General features: G+C 56.6%; 10 protein-coding genes and 3 pseudogenes. 9 read left to right on the forward strand and 4 right to left on the reverse strand.

The annotated features are described in order from the left end of the window. Positions 1–51 precede the first annotated feature (51 nt). Complete coding sequence (gene nuoM, locus ACUTSU_RS09520) at positions 52–1581, forward strand: NADH-quinone oxidoreductase subunit M (protein WP_012146012.1); 1530 nt, start codon at positions 52–54, stop codon at positions 1579–1581. Positions 1582–1587: 6 nt separating this feature from the next. After that, a complete protein-coding gene (gene nuoN, locus ACUTSU_RS09525; RefSeq protein WP_012146011.1) occupies positions 1588–3045 on the forward strand; it encodes an NADH-quinone oxidoreductase subunit NuoN in 1458 nt (485 codons plus the stop codon). 60 nt (positions 3046–3105) lie between these two features. Here the strand turns inward: nuoN and ACUTSU_RS09530 are convergent. Together ACUTSU_RS09530 and ACUTSU_RS09535 are read right to left on the reverse strand one after the other, a co-directional pair. Further along, positions 3106–3470, reverse strand: a pseudogene (locus ACUTSU_RS09530) (helix-turn-helix domain-containing protein). Positions 3471–3588: 118 nt separating this feature from the next. Next, positions 3589–4464, reverse strand: coding sequence for a LysR family transcriptional regulator (locus ACUTSU_RS09535; protein ID WP_445650284.1), 876 nt, complete (start codon positions 4462–4464; stop codon positions 3589–3591). 336 nt (positions 4465–4800) lie between these two features. On the opposite strand from ACUTSU_RS09535, the gene ACUTSU_RS09540 reads away from it, so the two are divergent. The 5 genes from ACUTSU_RS09540 (at position 4801) to ACUTSU_RS09560 (ending at position 10260) form a co-directional block, all read left to right on the forward strand. Then, entirely contained in the window at positions 4801–6630 is a 1830-nt protein-coding gene (locus tag ACUTSU_RS09540; protein WP_445650285.1) for a thiamine pyrophosphate-binding protein, read from the forward strand. A gap of 90 nt (positions 6631–6720) precedes the next feature. Continuing rightward, positions 6721–7146: a cupin domain-containing protein gene (locus ACUTSU_RS09545; RefSeq protein ID WP_445650286.1), complete on the forward strand. Its 426-nt coding sequence runs from the start codon at positions 6721–6723 to the stop codon at positions 7144–7146. A 102-nt stretch (positions 7147–7248) separates the two neighbouring features. Further along, positions 7249–8112, forward strand: coding sequence for a DMT family transporter (locus ACUTSU_RS09550; RefSeq protein ID WP_445654086.1), 864 nt, complete (start codon positions 7249–7251; stop codon positions 8110–8112). 148 nt (positions 8113–8260) lie between these two features. Continuing rightward, entirely contained in the window at positions 8261–9505 is a 1245-nt protein-coding gene (locus ACUTSU_RS09555) for an MFS transporter (protein WP_445654087.1), read from the forward strand. Between the two features lie 260 nt (positions 9506–9765). Beyond that, positions 9766–10260 (forward strand): DUF1097 domain-containing protein, encoded by a 495-nt coding sequence (locus tag ACUTSU_RS09560; RefSeq protein ID WP_261118155.1) that lies wholly within the window; start codon positions 9766–9768, stop codon positions 10258–10260. A 1-nt stretch (position 10261) separates the two neighbouring features. Here ACUTSU_RS09560 and ACUTSU_RS09565 read toward each other — a convergent pair. After that, positions 10262–10926: pseudogene (locus ACUTSU_RS09565) on the reverse strand (substrate-binding domain-containing protein); the annotation flags it as partial. Between ACUTSU_RS09565 and ACUTSU_RS09570 the strand changes: the two are divergent. Together ACUTSU_RS09570 and elaB are read left to right on the forward strand one after the other, a co-directional pair. Next, positions 10919–11302 (forward strand): annotated as a pseudogene (locus tag ACUTSU_RS09570) (zinc-binding dehydrogenase); the annotation flags it as partial. The pseudogenes ACUTSU_RS09565 and ACUTSU_RS09570 sit on opposite strands and share 8 nt — an antisense overlap. A gap of 85 nt (positions 11303–11387) precedes the next feature. Next, positions 11388–11699, forward strand: a complete 312-nt coding sequence (gene elaB, locus ACUTSU_RS09575; RefSeq protein WP_445650289.1) for a stress response protein ElaB — start codon at positions 11388–11390, stop codon at positions 11697–11699. 42 nt (positions 11700–11741) lie between these two features. Here elaB and ACUTSU_RS09580 read toward each other — a convergent pair whose 3' ends face one another. Continuing rightward, positions 11742–20384: a GH36-type glycosyl hydrolase domain-containing protein gene (locus tag ACUTSU_RS09580; RefSeq protein WP_445654088.1), complete on the reverse strand. Its 8643-nt coding sequence runs from the start codon at positions 20382–20384 to the stop codon at positions 11742–11744. Positions 20385–20419 lie beyond the last annotated feature (35 nt).

Raw genomic sequence — 20419 nt, forward strand, 5'->3', positions numbered from 1 at the left:
AACAACGCTACAGCGTGAAAGACAACGGTAGAATAAGGGACACAAAACGCCATGCTATTACCTTGGCTAATTCTTATCCCCTTTATTGGCGGTCTGCTGTGCTGGCAGTTTGAGCGCTTCGGTACTAAGGTGCCGCGCTGGATTGCGTTGATCGCAATGGGGCTGACATTGGCGCTTTCTCTGTATCTGTGGATGCAGGGTGGCTACACATTGACTACGCCGAAAGGCATTCCGCAGTGGCAGTCTGAATTCCTGCTGCCGTGGATCCCACGCTTTGGTATTTCCATCCACCTGGCGCTGGACGGCCTGTCACTGCTGATGGTGGTGCTGACCGGCCTGCTGGGCGTGCTGGCTATTCTCTGTTCCTGGCGTGAAATCCAGAAATACCAGGGCTTCTTCCACCTGAACCTGCTGTGGATCCTTGGTGGGGTCATCGGCGTGTTCCTCGCCATCGACATGTTCCTGTTCTTCTTCTTCTGGGAAATGATGTTGGTGCCGATGTACTTCCTGATTGCACTCTGGGGTCACAAGGCTTCGGACGGGAAGACCCGTATCACTGCGGCTACCAAGTTCTTCATCTATACCCAGGCCAGTGGTCTGGTGATGTTGATTGCTATCATGGGCCTGGTGTTCGTGCACTATAACGCGACCGGCGTGTGGACTTTCGATTACGAAGACCTGCTGCAGACGCCAATGTCCCATAACGTGCAATACCTGTTGATGCTGGGCTTCTTCATCGCCTTTGCGGTGAAAATGCCGGTGGTGCCATTGCATGGCTGGTTGCCTGATGCGCATAGCCAGGCACCCACTGCAGGTTCTGTTGACCTGGCGGGGATCTTGCTGAAAACCGCGGCCTACGGCATGTTGCGTTTCAGCCTGCCGCTGTTCCCGGAAGCGTCGCACGAGTTTGCGCCAATCGCCATGTGGCTGGGCGTGGTCGGTATCTTCTACGGTGCCTGGATGGCGTTTGCGCAGACCGATATCAAGCGTCTGATTGCTTATACCTCGGTTTCCCATATGGGCTTCGTGCTGATCGCCATCTATACCGGCAGCCAACTGGCTTACCAGGGTGCGGTGATCCAGATGATTGCACACGGTCTGTCTGCGGCTGGTATGTTCATCATCTGTGGCCAGCTGTACGAACGTCTGCATACTCGTGACATGCGTGAAATGGGCGGCCTGTGGGGGCGTATCAAATACATCCCTGCGCTGTCGCTGTTCTTCGCAGTGGCGACCCTGGGGATGCCGGGTACCGGTAACTTCGTCGGTGAATTCATGATCCTGTTCGGCAGCTATCAGGTTGTGCCGGTGATCACCGTGATTTCTACTTTCGGTCTGGTGTTTGCTTCGGTTTACTCGTTGATCATGATGCAGCGCGCCTATTACGGCAAAGCCAAGTCTGATCAACCGTTACCGGGCATGACCGCGCGTGAGCTGTTTATCATTCTGCTGCTGGTGGTGTTGCTGGTTCTTCTGGGGGTTTACCCACAGCCGATTCTGGATACTTCCAATGCGGCGATGAGCAACGTGCAACACTGGTTTGGTTCGTCAGTTTCAGCAATTTCAACAACAAGGCCGTAATTCGCCATGACAATAACTCCTCAACAACTGATCGCATTGTTACCACTGTTGATCGTCGGATTGACGGTGGTGGTTGTGATGCTAGGCATTGCGTGGCGACGCGACCATTTTATCAACGCCACCCTGACCGTGATCGGTCTAAACCTGGCGCTGCTTTCGCTGTACTTTGTCGGCCAGGCAGGCCCAATGGACGTCACCCCGCTGCTGCGGGTTGACGGCTACTCGATGTTCTATACCGGGCTAGTGATACTGGCGAGCCTGGCGACCTGTACCTTCGCCTATCCATGGTTGGTGGGTTACCCGGACAACCGCGAAGAGTTCTACCTGCTGGTGCTGATTGCCACGCTGGGTGGCATTCTGCTGGCGAGCGCCAACCACCTGGCGTCGCTGTTCCTCGGTATTGAACTGATCTCGCTGCCGCTGTTCGGTCTGGTGGGTTATGCCTACCGCCAGAAGCGTCCGCTGGAAGCGGCCATCAAGTACATGTTGCTGTCCGCTGCCGCGTCGTCATTCCTGCTGTTTGGTATGGCGCTGCTGTATGCCGAGTCCGGTGACCTGTCACTGGCCGGCCTGGGCAAAAGCCTGCAAGAAAACATGATGCACCAGCCGCTGGTCCTGGCGGGTATGGGCATGATGATTGTCGGTCTGGGCTTCAAACTGTCGCTAGTGCCGTTCCAACTGTGGACGCCGGATGTGTATCAGGGGGCGCCTGCGCCGGTTTCAACCTTCCTGGCGACCGCCAGCAAGATTGCTATCTTCGCCGTGGTGATGCGTTTGTTCCTGTATGCACCGGCCGCCGACAACGAAGCGCTGCGCATGGTGCTGTCGATCATTGCCGTCTGCTCCATTTTGTTCGGCAACCTGATGGCTATCAGCCAGACCAATATCAAGCGTCTGCTGGGTTACTCGTCGATCGCCCACCTGGGTTATCTGCTGGTGGCGTTGATTGCGGTGCAAACCCATCAGCTGTCGTTGGAAACCGCCGGGGTTTATCTGGCCGGTTACCTGTTCAGCAGCCTGGGCGCGTTTGGTGTCGTCAGCCTGATGTCCAGCCCGTACCGTGGCCCGGACGCCGATTCACTGTTTTCCTACCGTGGTCTGTTCTGGCATAAGCCAATTCTGTCTGCGGTAATGACGGTGATGATGCTGTCGCTGGCCGGTATCCCGATGACCCTGGGCTTTATCGGTAAGTTCTTTGTTATCGCGATGGGCGTCAGTGCTCATCTGTGGTGGTTGACCGGCGCAGTGGTGCTGGGCAGCGCCATCGGTTTGTACTATTACCTGCGCGTGACCGTCAGCCTGTTCCTCAGCGCGCCGGAAGCGCTGCAGCGCGATACTCCGAACAACTGGGCGTTGACCGCAGGTGGTGTGGTGGTGTTGATCTCCGCCGCGTTGGTGTTGCTGTTGGGTGTTTATCCGCAACCGCTGATTACGCTGGTACAGATGGCACAGCCGATGTTCTGATTGGCATCAAGGCAGTAAAAAGGTCGCTTCGGCGACCTTTTTTTATGGGCGGGTGGCAGATTAGAGCGTCATCTGCGCTGGGCGACATTGGTATAATTCTGCCAACTTTTCCCGGTTTTTTTTTGCGGTTTAGAGTCGATGGCTTCCCACTGAGAAACGGCAGATTGGGTAGTGCCCAGTTTTGTCGCCACATCGTACTGCGAGAGGCCGCGGAAAACTCGCCATGCGGCTATCAGGCTGATGTTCTGATCCAACATGATAGAGACCACTTCGTGAGGAACTGTTTCATCATCGTGCGCATCGATATTATAGGGAACAGACTTATATTCATCTTGCCGGCCTACCAGCTTTTTATATTCATCGAGAGGCAGTGCTACATATAGGGGGCTGCCTGATTCATCATGGATATACTGTAACTTCGCCATCATACCCCCAACAGTGGTGTACATTATTCAGACAATAAGTCTTTTGTCTAATTATGGCAATGCGGCGAAACGGGATAGGAGGGGCGGGTAAGTCACCCTAACCCCTGAATGGGTGAGATCAACCGGGATTGTTTTGAAACGAGGTTTCCAGCGCCTGCACTACGGCACGCACCCGTGCGGCACGCTGCAGATCGGGGTGTAGCACCAGCCAGATATCTACCCAGTCTTTATTCTCCGGGAAAATGCGTACCAGATCCGGATCCTTGTCCGCCAGGAAGGAGGACAGCAGGCCGATGCCCAATCCGTTACGCGTTGCCGAGCGCAACAGCAACTGTGAATTGCACTGCAAAACTACGTTGGGGTCGATCAGCGCTTCGCCACAGAAGTCGTTCCAGTGGCGCGGCACCAGCTCGCGTGGAAACATCAGCAGATCATGGCCACGCAGGTGGTCACCCTTGGTCGGCAGTCCGTGTTTGTCGAGATAGCCTTGAGTGGCATACAGCCCCATTTCGATGGTTGCCATACGTTTGATAATCAGCTCATCAGACTCGGGCCGTGCGCCACGGATCGCCAGGTCCGCACCTCGGTAGGAAATATCAGAGATATTCACCGCCGTCAGCAGAGTGACGGTGATTAATGGGTGTTGCTCCCGCAGCGCTTTCAAGGCCGGAATGACAAAGGCCTCGGCCATGGTGTCGGTAGTGGCGATGCGTACGTTACCGCACAGGCTGTCGTCGCCGCTGGTGGCTTTGCGGCCAATCGCCTGCACCGCATTTTCCATATTCATCACGTCCGCCAGCATTTCTTCACCCAAAGGGCTGAGGGAGAATGATTTCGGCGTGCGGATAAACAGCTTGGACCCCAGGCTCTCTTCAAAAGCGGTAATACGCCGTCCGACGGTGGCCTGGTCGACGTGTAGTTCATTAGCGGCCTTTCGTAAAGTGCCGCAGCGGGCTACTGCCAGGAAGAAGCGTGCGTCATCCCAATTCATCATGCCATTTCCTTTATGCCGGCTTATCGGCCTTATCGGTGTTCATTCTTGCGCAACCTTACGGGCACGGGGTTAGGCTACAAGTCAGGGCTGGTATCATAATTATTTATTATGTTTCAGGATATGAATAAATGCATTAACGTGAAGCAATTTTGCATCTTTATTTTTACCCGACAATCTTTATCCTTATCAACGTTTATGCTGTGATCTGGCGCACATTTTGTGCCAATGTCACTCTAAACGCGAAAGCAGATACGCATGAGAGCCTGTCTCTGTTGGCTAACAGCCTGGTGGGATCGACTCTGAATCAGGTTGGCCAACCACGACTGGACATTAAAAATGGAGTCTCACGCAGAGAAGTTATACACCCCCGTAGCACTGGCAACTGCGGATGGTGTCAGAGTTATTGCAACGCCCGGCACGAAAGCGGCGGAGCAAACAAACGCTGATGTGATTATCCAGGGGCTTGAAGCACGCGGCATTCAGCACATATTCCTGGTACCCGGCAAGCTGGTGTACCCACTGATTAAATCCATTGAACATTCAGCCATTCGCGGCATCGTCGGCGCTCATGAAACCGCCTGCGGCTTTATGGCCGACGGCTACGCCCGTGCCACCCGCAAGTTTGGCGTTTGTCTGGGCATCTCCGGCCCCGGCACCATGAATTTCCTGCCGGCGATGGCGGCGGCACAGGCAGATAAAATCCCGGTGCTGTATCTGGCCGGCGGTATCGCCACTTATCATGAAGCGCAGGGCGCTTTCCAGGACGGCAGCAATAGCGGCATTGATGAGCTGACTATCGTCAAACCGCTGCTTTCCGCCGCGATAGAAGTGAAAAATAACCTTACGTTGCAGCACGAGCTGCGGCGCAGTTTGTCCTGCCTGAACACCCAGCGTAAAGGCCGTGCCTATTTAAGCGTGCCGGTCGATATGCAAAAGAAAGCGGTGGCAGGCAATTATGAAGCCAGCCCACAGCGTACGCCACAGTGCCGTGAAGCGGCGATCGACCAACAGGCGCTGGAGCAGATGTTGGATGATTATCTGCTGCGCGGACTGAACGTTGCCTGCCTGGTGGGTAATCGCATGAATAATCCGTTGGATGCCGCACTGCTGCTGCGCCTGGCGGAGAAATACCGTTTGCCGGTGGCCACTACGCTGTCCGGAAAGGGCGCTTTTCCCGAAGGGCACGAGCTGGCGTTGGGGCTGTATGGTTTTGCCGGTCACACCCGTGCGGTGGAAACCATCAATGGCGACGAGGTCGATGTGCTGCTGGTGTTGGGCTGCGATCTCAACCAGCGTGACAGCCTGAACTGGAATCCACGGCTGCATGGCACCAAAACGCTGGTGGTGATCGATGAGGATTTCGACAAGGTCAGTTCGCATTATCAGCCGGACATGCAGATTTTCTCCAGCCTGACCGATACGCTGCGGCACCTGCTGGATGCGGTCAGCGACGATGACGCGCACCTGGTTGCTATCAAGAGCCTGCGCAATGGCTGGCTTGAACAGGTGCGCCAACTGCCGTTGGAGCAACAGCAGCCCGATTTGCAGGCGCGGCTGGCCCAGGGTGAAGCCAATATGTACCCCGGTGACGCCATCAAACGCATTCGCAGCCGGATGAGCCCGGATACCAACGTTGTGGTAGACTCCGGCGCGCACCGTATCTTTATGGCGCACCATTGGCTGGCCAGTGGGCGCGGTGATTACCACACCTCAAGTTCCCTGGCACCTATGGGCTGGGCGATTTGTGCCGGCATTGGCATCAAGCTGGCGGCACCGCACCGCGACTGCGTGGTGGTGACCGGTGACGGATGCATGTTGATGCACGGTATGGAGATCCAGACTGCCGCCCGTTATCAGGTCAAAATGACCTTTGTGGTGATGAACAACTGTGCACACGGGGCGATGCATATAGATACCTTGCAGAACCGTGGGGTATCGGCGGACTACACGGCATTGCCAAACCACGACTGGAAGGCTTTCGCCAACAGTCTGGGGGTGTCCTCCGCCAAAGCGGCGACGCTGGAAGAGCTGGACGAGGCACTGGTCGCGGCGGCTGAGCACGAAGGCCCGTTCCTGATAGAAGTGTTGGTGGGAAATCATGTGGCACCTAATCGCTACTATGCCGAGAGCATCGTAGAATACGAGCAGCGTATCAAAGGCTTGTAAGGGCGTAGCCCTGTTATTGCGGGAGTCGTCATTATTATCCTTTGTATCACGCCATTCTATTTTACTTACAGTAGTCATGGAGCGATAACGATGTATAAATTGACACTTCTGGCATTAATGATGGCATTTCAGGGCTATGCACAGGCCGCTGACGATCACGGCGAAGGCATTACCAAAGAAACCCTGCTGAAAACCGAGACCTCGTGGGAGGGATCGCCTTACCAGCACTATCCGGCCGGTGCCCCGCAGATCACCATGCTGAAAGTCACCGTGGAACCGAACAAGGTTCTGGCCTGGCATACCCATCCGTGCATCAGCGCGGTGTATATGACCGGCGGTAGCGTTTCGTTGACGGTAAAGAAAACCGGTGTGAAGCACACCTTTAAGCAGGGCGACTCCTTTACCGATACGGTAGATATCGTGCATCAGGGCGTCTCCGGCGATAAGGGTGCCGAAATGCTGGTGTTCTTCGCCTGTGCCGATAACCAGTCCTTGACGGTGAAAGCCGGCGAATAATAGCCCGTCATCTTTCATACTGCGGTGCTGTCGCCGTAGGGGGCGAATAGATTCGCCCCGTTTTATTTTTGTTGCCCGTGGGGGCGGCACACTGAGGAAATCATGGTTGCTTTGTGGATGGTTGTCGCCAGCGGGTTCTTTGCGCTGATGGGGGCCAGTATCAAGCTGGCTTCGGCCAAGGTCGGCTTTTTCGACATCATTTTTTATCGTTCTGTGATTAACGTGCTGATCGTTGCCGCGTTAATTCAGGTTAAAAACCTCGGTTTTCGCACCCGGCATCTGGGCCTGCATATGAAGCGTGCCGCCATCGGCAATGCGGCGATGTACTGTGGCTTCTACTCGCTGATCCATCTGCCGATCGCCACCGCCACCACGCTGGGCTACACCAACCCCATCTTTCAGTCGGTGATCGCCTTTGTCACCGCCAAAGGCCAGTTGACCGGCAAGCTGCTGTTCTCGGTAATGCTGGGGTTTATTGGCATTCTGGTGTTGCTGCGGCCCGATACGCCGAACGGTGAGTATGCCGCCACGCTGATTGGCCTGCTTTCCGGCCTGCTGACTGCGTTGGCCTATTTTAACGTCGGCAAGCTTGTGCGCACAGGCGAACCCGAGTTGCGGGTGGTGTTTTACTTCTCGCTGGTAGGTACGGTGGTGGGGGCAGTGATGACTACGGTGGTGGGGTTCACTACGCTTGATAGCGCCATGATACTGTGCGTCTGCGCTATCGGCGTGTTCGGCAGCCTGGGGCAAATCACCATGACCCGTGCCTATGGCAGCGGCAATGCGGTAATCGTCAGTATTCTGTCCTACAGCACCATCATTTTCTCCACGCTGCTCGGTTATCTGCTGTTTGGCGAGAAACTGTCTTATATTGCCGCGGGCGGCATGGCGCTGATTATTCTTTCCGGCGCGCTGGCTATTTTGAAACGCGCTCCGGCGAAGGTCGCCAAGGCTGAAGCCGTGTAATTCTGCATTCAATAGAATGCATTAATGAATCACTATGATGCATTCTTGGCTATTTTGACGGTTATACCCGAAAGGTATGATAGCCGCGTTTCCTGATGAGTTTGGTTTCAGGGCTTAGCGTTTATCCAGATTGTTTCGGGAGAGAAAAATGTCTGAAGGTGTAGCTGTTGATGAAGCGGCTAAAGCGAATTCGGGCACGTCGCATTTTGCCATTCTGCTGTTTTTAGCGCTGGCATTAATGTCTGCATTGCTCAACAGCAGTGCGCCGACGCCGCTTTATCCGCTTTATCAACATGAGTTGGCGTTAAGCTCGGTCAGCCTGACAGTCATTTATGGCGCCTATGCCGCCGGCGTACTTATCTCTCTGTTCGGCGTGGGCAACATGGCCGGCAAGGTCAAAGACCTGCGCAGCATGATTGTGCCAGCGTTGCTGGTGGTGCTGGCCGGGGCTTTGCTGTTCTCGATGGCCGATTCGTTTCTGATGATGTTTATGGCGCGTTTGCTGGCCGGGATCGGCACCGGGGCATTAACCGGAGCGGCCAATATTGCGCTGGTACGTTTTGGGCCGAAAGACGGCGGTAAAAATGCGGCGCTGATTGCCACGCTGTCATTTACCACCGGTCTGGCGTTGGGGCCGATTTTCAGCGGTGTGGCGCTGCAAACCGGGTTCCATACCACTTCGCTGCCGTTCATTATCATTATGGCGGTGGCGGCAGTGGCCGCGCTGGGCGTTATGCTGAAATGGCCGGTTGATGTTGTGGTCGCGCCGTTAAGTGGGGCGACGGCGGCTGATAGCGTAGCGGAAAAAAGTTCATTGGCTGAAGGACTGCGTGCGACCGGTGGCAAGTTCTTCCTGTGTGCTGGTGCCTTGTTTATCTGTTGGGCGGTGGCTGCCAGCATTTTGGCGATTGGCCCCAGCGTGTCGGAAAAGCTGTTGGGCATGCATAGCCGTGGTATTTATGGTTACGTGATTGCGGTTTACCTGGTGATCGCCGGTATCAGCCAAATCCTGAGTCGTCGCGTTAATGCGCGCCATTCGCTGATGTTTGGCTGTCTGGCACAGGCGTTGTCGGTGGTGGTGTTCGCCGAAGCGATTCAAATTCACTCGTTGGCTCTGGCCAGTGCCGGTATGGTGATTGCAGGTTACGCCTACGGGGCAATTTTTGTCGGTAGCGCTACGTTAGTGAATCTGATTTCGCCAAAGGCCAGCCATGCGAGACTGATTTCGCTATTTTATGTTATTGCTTATATCGCCAACTGGGTACCTATCCTGTTGGGGGTAGTGATCGACCATGCCAGCCTGCATCTGGCGGTCAACCTGTTATTTATGGTCAGTGCCGTGGTGTGCCTGATTTTGAGCTTTATGGTGACCCGTGTGGGCTTCCCGCGCTGAAATATTGTTGTTCTTTTAAGCTGAAGTTTTGCTGACTGAACGTTGAAATAAATATGTTCTCGCTGCGCAATGTAGCGAGCCGATTTCCCTGGTGTTGTTGTGTGTCATTTCCAGCGTGCTTGCCACGCTGGTTTTTTTTGTGACAAATTCCACATTAATGTAATTCTCAATTTTCTCATTACATATTTTATGTGAGATTTATCACATAAAAATGCCTGTTTTCGAGTAAACTGCGCGCTTTCTCTGCTGCGGGTCGGTTTATGAACGTTATCTTTGCCATTGCTGTGACAACCGGGATCCTCTCCGGCGTTTGGGGTTGGGTAGCCGTCAGCCTGGGCTTGATTAGCTGGGCCGGTTTCCTCGGCTGTACGGCCTATTTTGCTTGCCCGCAGGGTGGGTTGAAAGGGTTGTTGATAAGCTTGTTGACCTGCGGCAGCGGGGTATTTTGGGCAATGGTGATTATTCACGGCAGCGAGTTGGCCCCTGGCTTGAGCATCCTCGGTTACCTGCTGACTGGTGCCGTGGCTTTCCTGATGTGCATTCAGGCAAAACAGCAGTGGCTGGGGTTTGTGCCCGGTACCTTTATTGGCGCCTGTGCCACCTTTGCCGGTGGTGGCGACTGGCCGCTGGTGACCCTGTCCCTGGTGGTGGGATTGGTGTTCGGCTACGCGATGAAAAACAGCGGTCTTTGGCTGGCGGCACGCAATGAGAAACCCAAACAAACGGGTGCTGTTACCGAGCATGTTAACCGCTGATTTAAATGGTGCCGCCGAGTGAAATGCGGTAGTGCAGGTCAACGCGCTCGATGCACGGCACCCCTTTAATCCGTTTGAGTAAAATCTCTGTGGCGACTTTGCCCATATCAAACCTTGGGGTGATCACGCTGGCGATGCCCGGCGTGGTGGCCTTGCCAATATCCAGACCGTGAAAACCTGACAGGGCAATGTCCTGTGGCACCTTCAAGCCGAGCCGCAGACACGCCTGCAGCACGCCAACCGCCAGATCGTCATTGGTACACAAGATACCGTCCAGGTCGGGGTAGAGCTGGCGGGCCATCGCCAGCATGTCGGAGCCGACCGAGACCGACGAGACGTGATTTGCCGTGGTGTCAGTCCCTGATTTTCCATCGCCCGACAATAGCCCTGGAAACGTTTGGTGTCGCGTGCGTCGGACATGGCGCCAAAGTAAACCACCTGGCGTTTACCGCTGGCGAGCAGCGCTTCGGTCATGTCAAAACCCGCCTGATAGTTATCAAACCCTACGGCGATCCGCCCCTCGGGCCCTTCAAGATCCATCACCTGCGCCACCGGGATTTTAGCTGCCGCCAGGTATTTTTCCGCCCGCAGGGTGTGCTCGGAATCGGTGAGGATCAACCCGGCGCTCGGGTAGGCCAGCAGTTGGATAATGTGCTCCCGTTGTCTGCATGCCGGTAATGACGACTTTAGTTTCTATCAGCAGGAAAAGGGGTACTTTGATATCGTTTTTGAAGTCTCCGGCCATCCGTCGTCGTTGCAGCGCTGTCTGGAAGTCACCCGTGCCAGGGGCACTGTCGTGCAGGTCGGGATGGGTGGCAGTTTCCCGGATTTCCCGTTGATGTTGCTGATCGCCAAAGAGTTGAACTTACTGGGCTCGTTCCGTTTTGTTGAAGAATTTGATTTGGCGGTGGCCTGGTTGGCGGAAGGGACAGTCAATCCACTGCCGCTGCTTTCTGCCGAGTTTGATAACCAGCAACTGGCGCAGGCGTTGGCCTTTGCCGGTGACAAGAGTCAGGCGGCCAAAGTGCAACTGGTGTTCTGATTTTAGCCAATAGTCTGATGGCGAAGAGCGGCGATCCTTGTCTATAGTTAAGGACCGTATCATTTTTAAACACGGAGAACTTAACATGGCGAGAAATACGGATAGGGATCAAACCACGCTCGATGACGATCTGAGAATGCTGAGCGACACGCTGGAAGAAGTGTTGAAGTACTCCGGCGATCGCGCCGATCAGGCCTATCTCGACATCAAGTCACATGCCGAAGAGGCATTGAGTGAGGTCAAGTCGCGACTGGCTGATACTACCGAGTCCTACTATGCGCGAGCCAAGGGCGCGGTGTGCCGCACCGACGGTTACGTGCGTGAAAACCCATGGCACAGCGTCGGTATTGGTGCGACGGTCGGTCTGGTGATGGGCTTGCTGCTGTCACGTAAATAAGCTCCCTGGAAGTTGGGCGCGGCCACTGCCGCGCCCCGATGTTTATTGACCCAGCGTCACCTCCACCTGATGGGTTTTTCCATCGTCTACCAGCGTTATCACCGCCTCCGGCTGTATTTCACCGTCGATAGCCACCTGGGCCACTCCCTGACCCTGACGGACGGTTAGTTGATACTCGCTGCCGCCTTCCCGATAATTCAGTGTCACCTGCGGCCAGTCCGCCGGCAGACGGGTGTTTACGGTCAGTCTGCTGCCATGGCGTTTCAACCCCAGCAGTGACTCGACGATCAGCCGATACATCCAGCCGGCGGAGCCGGTATACCAACTCCAGCCGCCACGGCCAACATGGGGTGCCACCGCGTAAATATCGGCGGTAACCACGTAAGGCTCGACCTTGTAGCGTTCGGCGGCGGTGCTGTCCAGGCTGTGGTTGATCGGGTTGATCAACGCCATCAACTCCCAGGCACGTTCAATATTACCCATCTCGGCAAAGGCCATCACTGCCCAAACCGCGCCGTGGGTATACTGGCCGCCGTTCTCGCGCACGCCGGGCAGATAGCCACGGATATAGCCCGGATTCGGGCCGTTGCCGTCAAACGGCGGCGTCAGCAGTTTGATCAACCCGGCCTGGTCGTCGACCAGATGTTTATCCAGCGATTGCATCGCCTGCAGGCTGCGTGGCTCATCACCGGCGCCGGACAGCACCGACCAACTTTGGGCGATGGCATCGATGCGGCACTCTGTCGATTCATGGGAACCCAGTGGTTCCCCACTGTCGAAATAACCCCGGAGGTACCACTCGCCATCCCAGGCGTGATTGCGCAGGTTTTCGCGCAAGGTGGCGGCCTGTTGACGGCACTGTGCGGCCAGCCCGGTATCGTTGCGACGCTGCGCCAGTTCGCCGTAGCGCTGCAGAATATGGAACAGGAAGAACCCCAGCCACACGCTCTCACCGCGGCCCTCCAGGCCGACCATATTCATGCCGTCGTTCCAGTCACCGGCTCCCATCAGCGGCAGGCCATGTTCACCAAAGGTCAGCCCGTGTTTCAACGCCCGCACGCCATGCTGGTACAGAGTCTCCTGTATCGCGCTTGGCGCCGGTTGTTCGTAAGAGGACTCCTCGCCCGGTGCCAGTTTGCGTGCCTCCAGATAGCCCACCAGTTCTTCCAGAATGGCTTCATCGTCAGTGGCGTCCAGGTAGTGACAAATCGCCAGCGGCAACCACAGATAGTCATCCGAACAGCGCGTGCGCACGCCATTGCCCTGCGGCGGATGCCACCAGTGCTGTACGTCGCCTTCGATAAACTGGCGTGAGGCGCACAGCAGGATCTGTTCCCGCAGGCGTTCGGGGGCGGCATGGGTCAGCGCCAGCGTATCCTGCAATTGATCGCGGAAGCCAAAGGCCCCGCCGGATTGATAGTAACCGCTGCGTGCCTGAATGCGGCACGAGAGGGTCTGGTACAGCAACCAGCCGTTGGCCAGCAGGTTGACGGCCGGCTGTGGCGTGGTTATTTGCACCTTGTTGAGAATAGCGTCCCAGTGTGCCGCGACCTGCTGCAGTTCATCCTGCAGGCTGTCTTCCCGCAGGTATTTTTGCAGCAACGTTTCGGCTTCATCGGCGTTTTGTCCAAGGCCCAGAGCGAAGACAAAGCTGCGCTGATCGCCGTCGATCAGGCTGATGGCTGACTGAACCGCACCGCAAGGATCCATGCCCGCGCCGGTCTTGCCGGACAGCCGTCGCAGCTTCAGCACCGCCGGATTGGTTAAGGTTCCGTTGCGGCCAATGAATTCACGCCGATCGCCACTGACAGAACAGTGCACACCGGTTACGCCGAAGAAAGCCGTTCGTTCCGATCCGCTGCTACCGTAGTGGTTGGTGGCCAGGATGCCGCAGCCGATATCGAGGGTAGCCGCCTGGGTGACGATGTGCATGGCCGATTTCTGCCGCAGATCGCCGAGGATAAATTCCACATAGCCGGTGGCCGACAGCTTGCGTGTGCGTCCGGAAGTATTGGTCAGCGTCAGCAGGAACAGTTTTACCGGTGCCTCTTTGGCCACCAGCACCTTGAACTGGCTGTCGATGCCATTCTCGCGGTGATCGAACACGCTATAACCGAAACCGTGACGGGTCAGATAGTGGCCGCGGCCACGGGCAGGCAGCGGTGTCGGTGACCAGAAGTGACCATTCTCTTCGTCACGTAAATAAAAGGCTTCCCCGCTGCGGTCACAGACAGGATCGTTATCCCACGGAGTCAGTCGGTATTCGTGGGCGTTTTCATACCAGGTGTATGCCTGTCCGCTTTCCGAAATTACCGAGCCGAACATCGGGTTGGCCATCACGTTTGACCAGGGGGCCGGGGTGATTTTGCTTTCGTTCATCGCAATGACGTATTCACGGCCATCTTCCGAGAAGCCGCCTAGGCCGTTATAGAACTGCAGGGCGTCGATGGCGGGCAACTGCGGCGAATGCAGGTTACGCGGCAGATTATCTACCGTTGCCAGTTTCGACGAGGCGGTGACCGGCGACAGCGGTTGTTGCAGAACCTGCGGCAGTTGCAGGCGTTGGTTGAGCTGTTCGGTTAGTCCGCCGCGCCGATCGTCGAGATAAATTCGTGCCACGCTGAGCAGCAGCCGGTGATCTTCCGGCGACATATGCTCGCTGGTGCGTACGAAGATACCGCCGGGCTTGTCGGTTTGGGTGGATTCCATGCCGGCGGCGATCAGGCCCATTATCTGGTTCTGCAGTTCCTGGCGGTAGCCGCCGACATCTTCGTTAAGGATCACCAAATCGACCTGCAGGCCTTTCAGGCGCCAGTAATTGTGTGCCTGGATCAACTGTTGAACCAGCTCGATATTTTCGCCGTCGGTGACGGTCAGCAACACAATTGGCAGATCGCCGGAGATCGAGTGTCCCCACAACCCTGACTGGCCACGACGGTTCTGGACGATCTCGTTACTGGCGGCGCGCATTTCCTGTGCCGGGAACACTACCGCGCTGGCCAGACGGTTGAACAGGTTGGCATCTTCCTCATTGGCGTTCAGTTGACGCAGTACTACCTGGCTGTGTGACCAGGCCAGTTCAAACACGCGATCCGCCAGATGACGGTCGCGGTATTTTTCCAGCATCGCCAGGCCGCTGGCGCGGTCCTCACTGACACCGTAGAAGATATCCAGTGTCAGCGGGACATTTGGCTCCAGCACCACGCGTTGGCGAATAGCGATGATAGGATCAATGACCGGCCCGGCGCTGTTGCTCAGCGGCGTGTTTTGATACAGCGCCTGTGGGTTGGCCGGGGTGCGGCCACGACCGATAAACCTGGCGCGATCGGTTTCAAACGACGTTTGGCTGGAACGTCCCTGTACCGTCATCATATGCAGTAACCACGGGCATTTTTCCTTGGGTTCACGCGGGCGGCGGTGGCATAAAATGGCGTCCTGATCCGGTAGCAGTTCGGTTTGTACAAACAGATTGCTGAACGCCGGATGAGCCAGATCGTTACCCGCCGGTGCCAGCACCACTTCGGCATAGCTGGTGATTTCGATGGTACGCGGTTGTTTACCGCGATTGAGCAACGTCATCCTACGCAGCTCGATATCATCTTCCGGTGAGACCACGATCTGTGTTTTCACCGACAGCGCCCCCTGCTGGCGCTGGAATTCGGCGCCGGCATCATTGAACACGGCGCTGTAGCCCTTGGCAGCCCCTCCTATCGGTTGCCAGGTATTACTCCATACCTCGCCAGTTTGCGGATCGCGCAGGTAGCAGAATGCCCCCCAATTATCACAGGTTGCATCTTCGCGCCAGCGGGTCAGCGCCAGGTTTTGCCAGCGGCTGTAGCTGCCGCCGGCCTGGGTCAACATCAGGTGATAATTGACGTTGGACAGTAGCTGCACTTCCGGGATCGGCGTGTCCACCCGGTTAAATTCGCGTGCGGCGAAGCTGGCCGGGGTGATGGTGCCTTCGTGCGTTTCGAAGTGGCGGCGGGCGCTGTACAGCTCAACCGCATCCGGCACCCGTTCCTGCAGTAGCAAACGTGCCGACTGGAACGCCGGATAGTCGGCAAAGCGCGAGACCATCGGCGCATCCAACAGCAGGTGCGACAGGGCCAGGAAGCTCATGCCCTGATGGTGCGCCATATAAGAACGGATAATCACGTACAGCTGGCCACGGCTGAGGCGAGCGGTGGTGTAATCCAGCGCTTCGTAGAAACCGTAACGGCCTTTGGCGCCATTTTGCTCCAGCGTGACCAGGTTATTGCAGGCAGCTTCCGGGTCAACAATCAGCGCCATCACCGTAGCGTAAGGGGCGACCACCATATCGTCACCCAACCCGCGCCTCAGGCCTAGTCCTGGCACGCCAAAGGCGTGGTATTGATAGTTTTGATCGGCATCGAAGCCAAAATAGCCGGATTCGGAGATGCCCCAGGGCACGCCGCGCTCCTTGCCCCAGGCAATCTGTCGTTCCACCGCTGCCCGGCACATTTGTACCAGCAGCGAGTCAGGGTAGGCGGGCATCACCAACTGTGGCATCAGGTATTCAAACATCGACCCGCTCCACGACATCAGTGCTGCTTTATGGTCGATCAGGGTGAACAGGCGGCCAAGCGCAAACCAACTGCGTTGGGGAACCTGGTTGGTCGCTATGGCGACATAGTTGGTCAGGCGGATTTCTGAGGCCAGCAAATCGTACTTACTTTCGTCCATGCGGTTTTGATCGCAGTTAAAGCCGACGGTCAGCAAGTGGGTCGATTCGTCGTACAGGAAGTGGAAGTCCATTTGCGCCATTTTTTCCAGCCGTTGCTGCAGACTGTGCAACTGGGTCAGTCGTTCCTGTGCCAGTGCAGTCGCTGTGTCAAGCTTGCCCTGTTGATCGACCGACAGGGCCAATGAAACCGGTGGATTAGTCAACCAGTGCAGACTGGGCACCTGCTCCAGCTCTGACTGTCCATCGCTCAGCCAGCCAAACCACTGTGCCCATTCGCTACAAAGTTCGTTGAGCTGTTGATGCAGCGCACCGGCCCAACGCCGGGTTTCCTCATCGTGATTCAGCGCCGGTTCCTGCAGTCCATTGCTGTAATTGCGCATGGCATTCAGCTCTGCCAGCAGCGCGACGGGATGGCAGTGGCGCGCCTGCTCCCAATGGTTGCGCAGTTTAGGCAGGTTTTTCGGTGCGGCGTCACCCCAGTGTTGCTCCAGCAATTGCAGGCTGTCGCCCAGCCCGGCCAGTATCCGTTGCGGGTCAATGACCGGTTTTTGGGCCAAAGCCGGCAGGCCGGCGCTGAGCGTCAGCAGATGGCCGGCCAGGTTGCCGCTGTCGACGCTGGAGATATAACGCGGAGTCAGCGGCTCCAGCGTGCGGGTGTCATACCAGTTGTATAAATGGCCGCGATAATGTTCCATGCGGTCCAGAGTATTGAGCGTCAACTCGATGCGCCGCAGCGCTTCACTGAGCGTCAGATAGCCGAAGTCATAGGCGGTGAGGTTGGCCAATAGCGACAGCCCGATATTGGTTGGTGACGTCCGGTGCGCCACCACCGGTTCTGGTACCTCCTGATAGTTATCCGGTGGCAGCCAGTTCTCCTGCTGGTTGACGAAGGTATTGAAGAAGTCCCAGGTCTGGCGGCTGGTATGACGCAGGAAGCGCCGCTGTTCGTCATTAATTGCGGTTTGACTGCGCTGCGGTTCGTGGCTGAGGTAGTACAGCAGCAAGGGAGCCAGGATCCACAGGGCGGCAAGGGGCAGCGTTATAACCAGTGCCATCGGGTTATGCAGAACGGTGAAAAACAGTAACGTCAGGCCCGTCACTGGGTTAATCCACATGGCGCGGTAGAAGTTTTGCAGCGTGACCTGTTGACGGGCTTTGGATTGATCGTAGCTGGCCCACTCTTGCAGATTGCGTTTAGTGACCAGTAGCCGCCAGAGGGTGACCATAATCGCTTTTAGGCTGTACAGCGTTTCATGCGGTAACGTCGCCAGCCGCAGCCCAACCTGTGCCAAGCGGTGCAGCGAGCCGTTCAGCGCCAGCCGCAGGTGCTGCAGAAAGGGTCTGCGCGGTGGTTTACGCACAATATCTTGCAGCAGTGCCAGCAGGGTGGGGAGCAGCAGAATAATGGCGAACACCGCCAGCCAATAGCGGGTATTCGGCAGCCAGACGAAACCGCAAAACAGCAACAGTAACAGGCTGGATGCCGTCAGGCTGCGGCGCAGGTTATCGAACAGTTTCCAGCGCGACAGGGTACTCAGTGGATTGGCGGTGCGGGTGCCGTCGGCGGTTTTCACCCGTGGCAGCAGCCAGTTGAGCAGTTGCCAGTCCCCACGGATCCAGCGGGTACGGCGTGCGACATCCACCAGATAGTTACAGGGATACTGTTCGTACAACAGGACGTCACTCAACAGGCCTGAGCGGGCGTAGCAACCTTCGAGCAGGTCGTGGCTCAGTACCAGGTTTGCCGGGCAGGTGCCCTTCATGCTGTGCGAGAACACATCCACGTCGTAGATGCCCTTGCCAATAAACGAGCCTTCGCCAAATAAATCCTGATAGATATCCGACGCCATCAGGGTATAGGGGTCATTACCCGGCGTGCTGCTGCACAGTGCGGCATAGCGACCTTGCCCATAGCTTGGGATCTCTTCGGCCATGCGCGGTTGCAGGATGGCGTAGCCTTCCACCACCCGCTGCAGACGGGCGTCATACTGCGGCTGATTGAGCGGATGCGCCATGGCGGCGATTAACTGGTGAGCGCTTTCCCGCGGCAGGACGGTATCGCTGTCCAGGGTAATGACGTATTTGACGTTTTTCAGCACCTCCAGCCCGTCGCCAATCTGGGTACAGAAGGCGTTGCCGCGGTTGCGCAGCCAGTCGTTCAGCGCGTTCAGTTTGCCGCGTTTACGCTCCAGCCCCATCCACACGTCCTGTTTTTCGTTCCATTCGCGGTTGCGGTGAAACAGGAAAAAGTGGCTTGGGCCTTCGCAGGGGTAGCGTGCGTTCAATGCCATCATCCGTTGGCTGGCATAATCGAGCAGGGCAACGTCATCGGCATGCTGCTGCTGGGGGGCATCGATAAAGTCGGTAAGCAGGGCAAAGTGCAGGTGTTTCATCGCGTTGCCCAGATAACAAACCTCAAGGGCATTGATTAACTTATCAATGCCACTTTTGCTGTCGATTAACGTCGGTATTGCCACCAGAGTACGGAATTCGGCGGGAATACCGCAGGAGAAGTCGAGCCTGGGCAACGGCTGCGGTGTGCGGCTGCGGGTTGTGACCTCGCTGAGCAGGTTGAGTACGAATTGACTGATGACGATCGCCATGGGGAAAAACAACAGCGCCAGTCCCCAACTGATGCCGGTGTTGTAAGCGTGGCGCAGCAGTTCTGCACAGCAGGCGGTAGTAATCAGGCTCAGGCTGCCGAGCCAGGAGAGCAGGGGAGCCTGACTTAACGCATGGCGCAGCCGGGTAATTCGGCCCAGACGTACGTCAAGCTGCTGCTCCAGCTCCGGGCGGCCATCGTCAATCAGGTAGTAACCGATGTGGTTGCAGCGGGGATCGCTGGACGGAATTTCTGCCGCCACGCGCACCATATTCAGTACCTGCTGGGCGACCTGCACCTCATTGTGCGGGCAGTGCCGCGCTAGCATCTCAATCACGTGGCGATAATTGTCGCGGGTGTGGAAGTGCATCAACGGGTAAACGCCGGCCGGATCCTGACGCAGGGTTTGCTCTACCTGGCTCATGGTTTCGACAAACTCGGCCCAGTCCATTTCGCTGAGCTGGCGCAGGCCGGAAATGCTGTTGCTGACCGACAATTGGCTGACGGCGAGCTGTTGGTTAAAACGGTAGATCAATTCATCCGACGTCAGACTGACCTCTGCCAGACGTTGCTCGACCCAGGTGAGCGGCAGCGCCAGCATGGTGCCGTGGCCATGCAGGCGACGAACCAGTTCCGCGACAAAGGCGCTGGTGCGTGGGGGATTGGAGCGCGCCATATCGGCAATCACCACGATCAGGTTGGCCGGATCGTTCTCCGCTGCCTCCAGCATTTTAGTCACCCAGCTGTCGGCCAGGTTACGCTCCTGTTGGGCTTGAGCCACCTCAATGCTGACGCGTCGCAGGTTTTCAATCAACGCCAGGCGTAGCATGCCGGGCAGTGCCCAAAGCTCGCCCAGCGTCAAATTGGCTTCTTTTTGATAGGCGGCGATATAGCGCGTAAGGCTTTCGGCGTCCCAGCGGCCATCTCCGTGGGCTATGGCTTCGGCGGCAATGTCATAGATGCGCGGACAGTTATGTGGCGTGCCCAGTTGGGGCAGACCACGACCGAAGGTTTTAGGCAGATGATGGCGTACAACGCGGATTTGTTCTTCGATCAGATAGTAGTTGTCCAGCAGCCATTCGCCGGCCGGCGTCATGCTGGCTTTCTTGCCGTTGCTGAGCTGATGGCAACTTTCCGCCAGAACGCGTTCGTTATCGTCCAGCCGCTTCAGCAAATAGTAGGGAGTTTTGCGTGTCGCCAGCTTGTGTGAACGTGCCAGGCGGTGGCCATAACGCTCCATTTGGTCGACAGAAAACAGCTCGGCCTTGATGGTGTCAACTGTCGGTTCCGGCTCACCTTTGGCACGCCGGACAGGCAACGAATTTACTTTGGTTGTTTTGCGTTTCTTTTTTAACCAATTGATTAATATTTCTTTCAAAAAAAGGCTCCTTACATCTGACCCAAAGGGCAGCC

This window comes from Serratia sp. NA_13 (assembly GCF_052691735.1).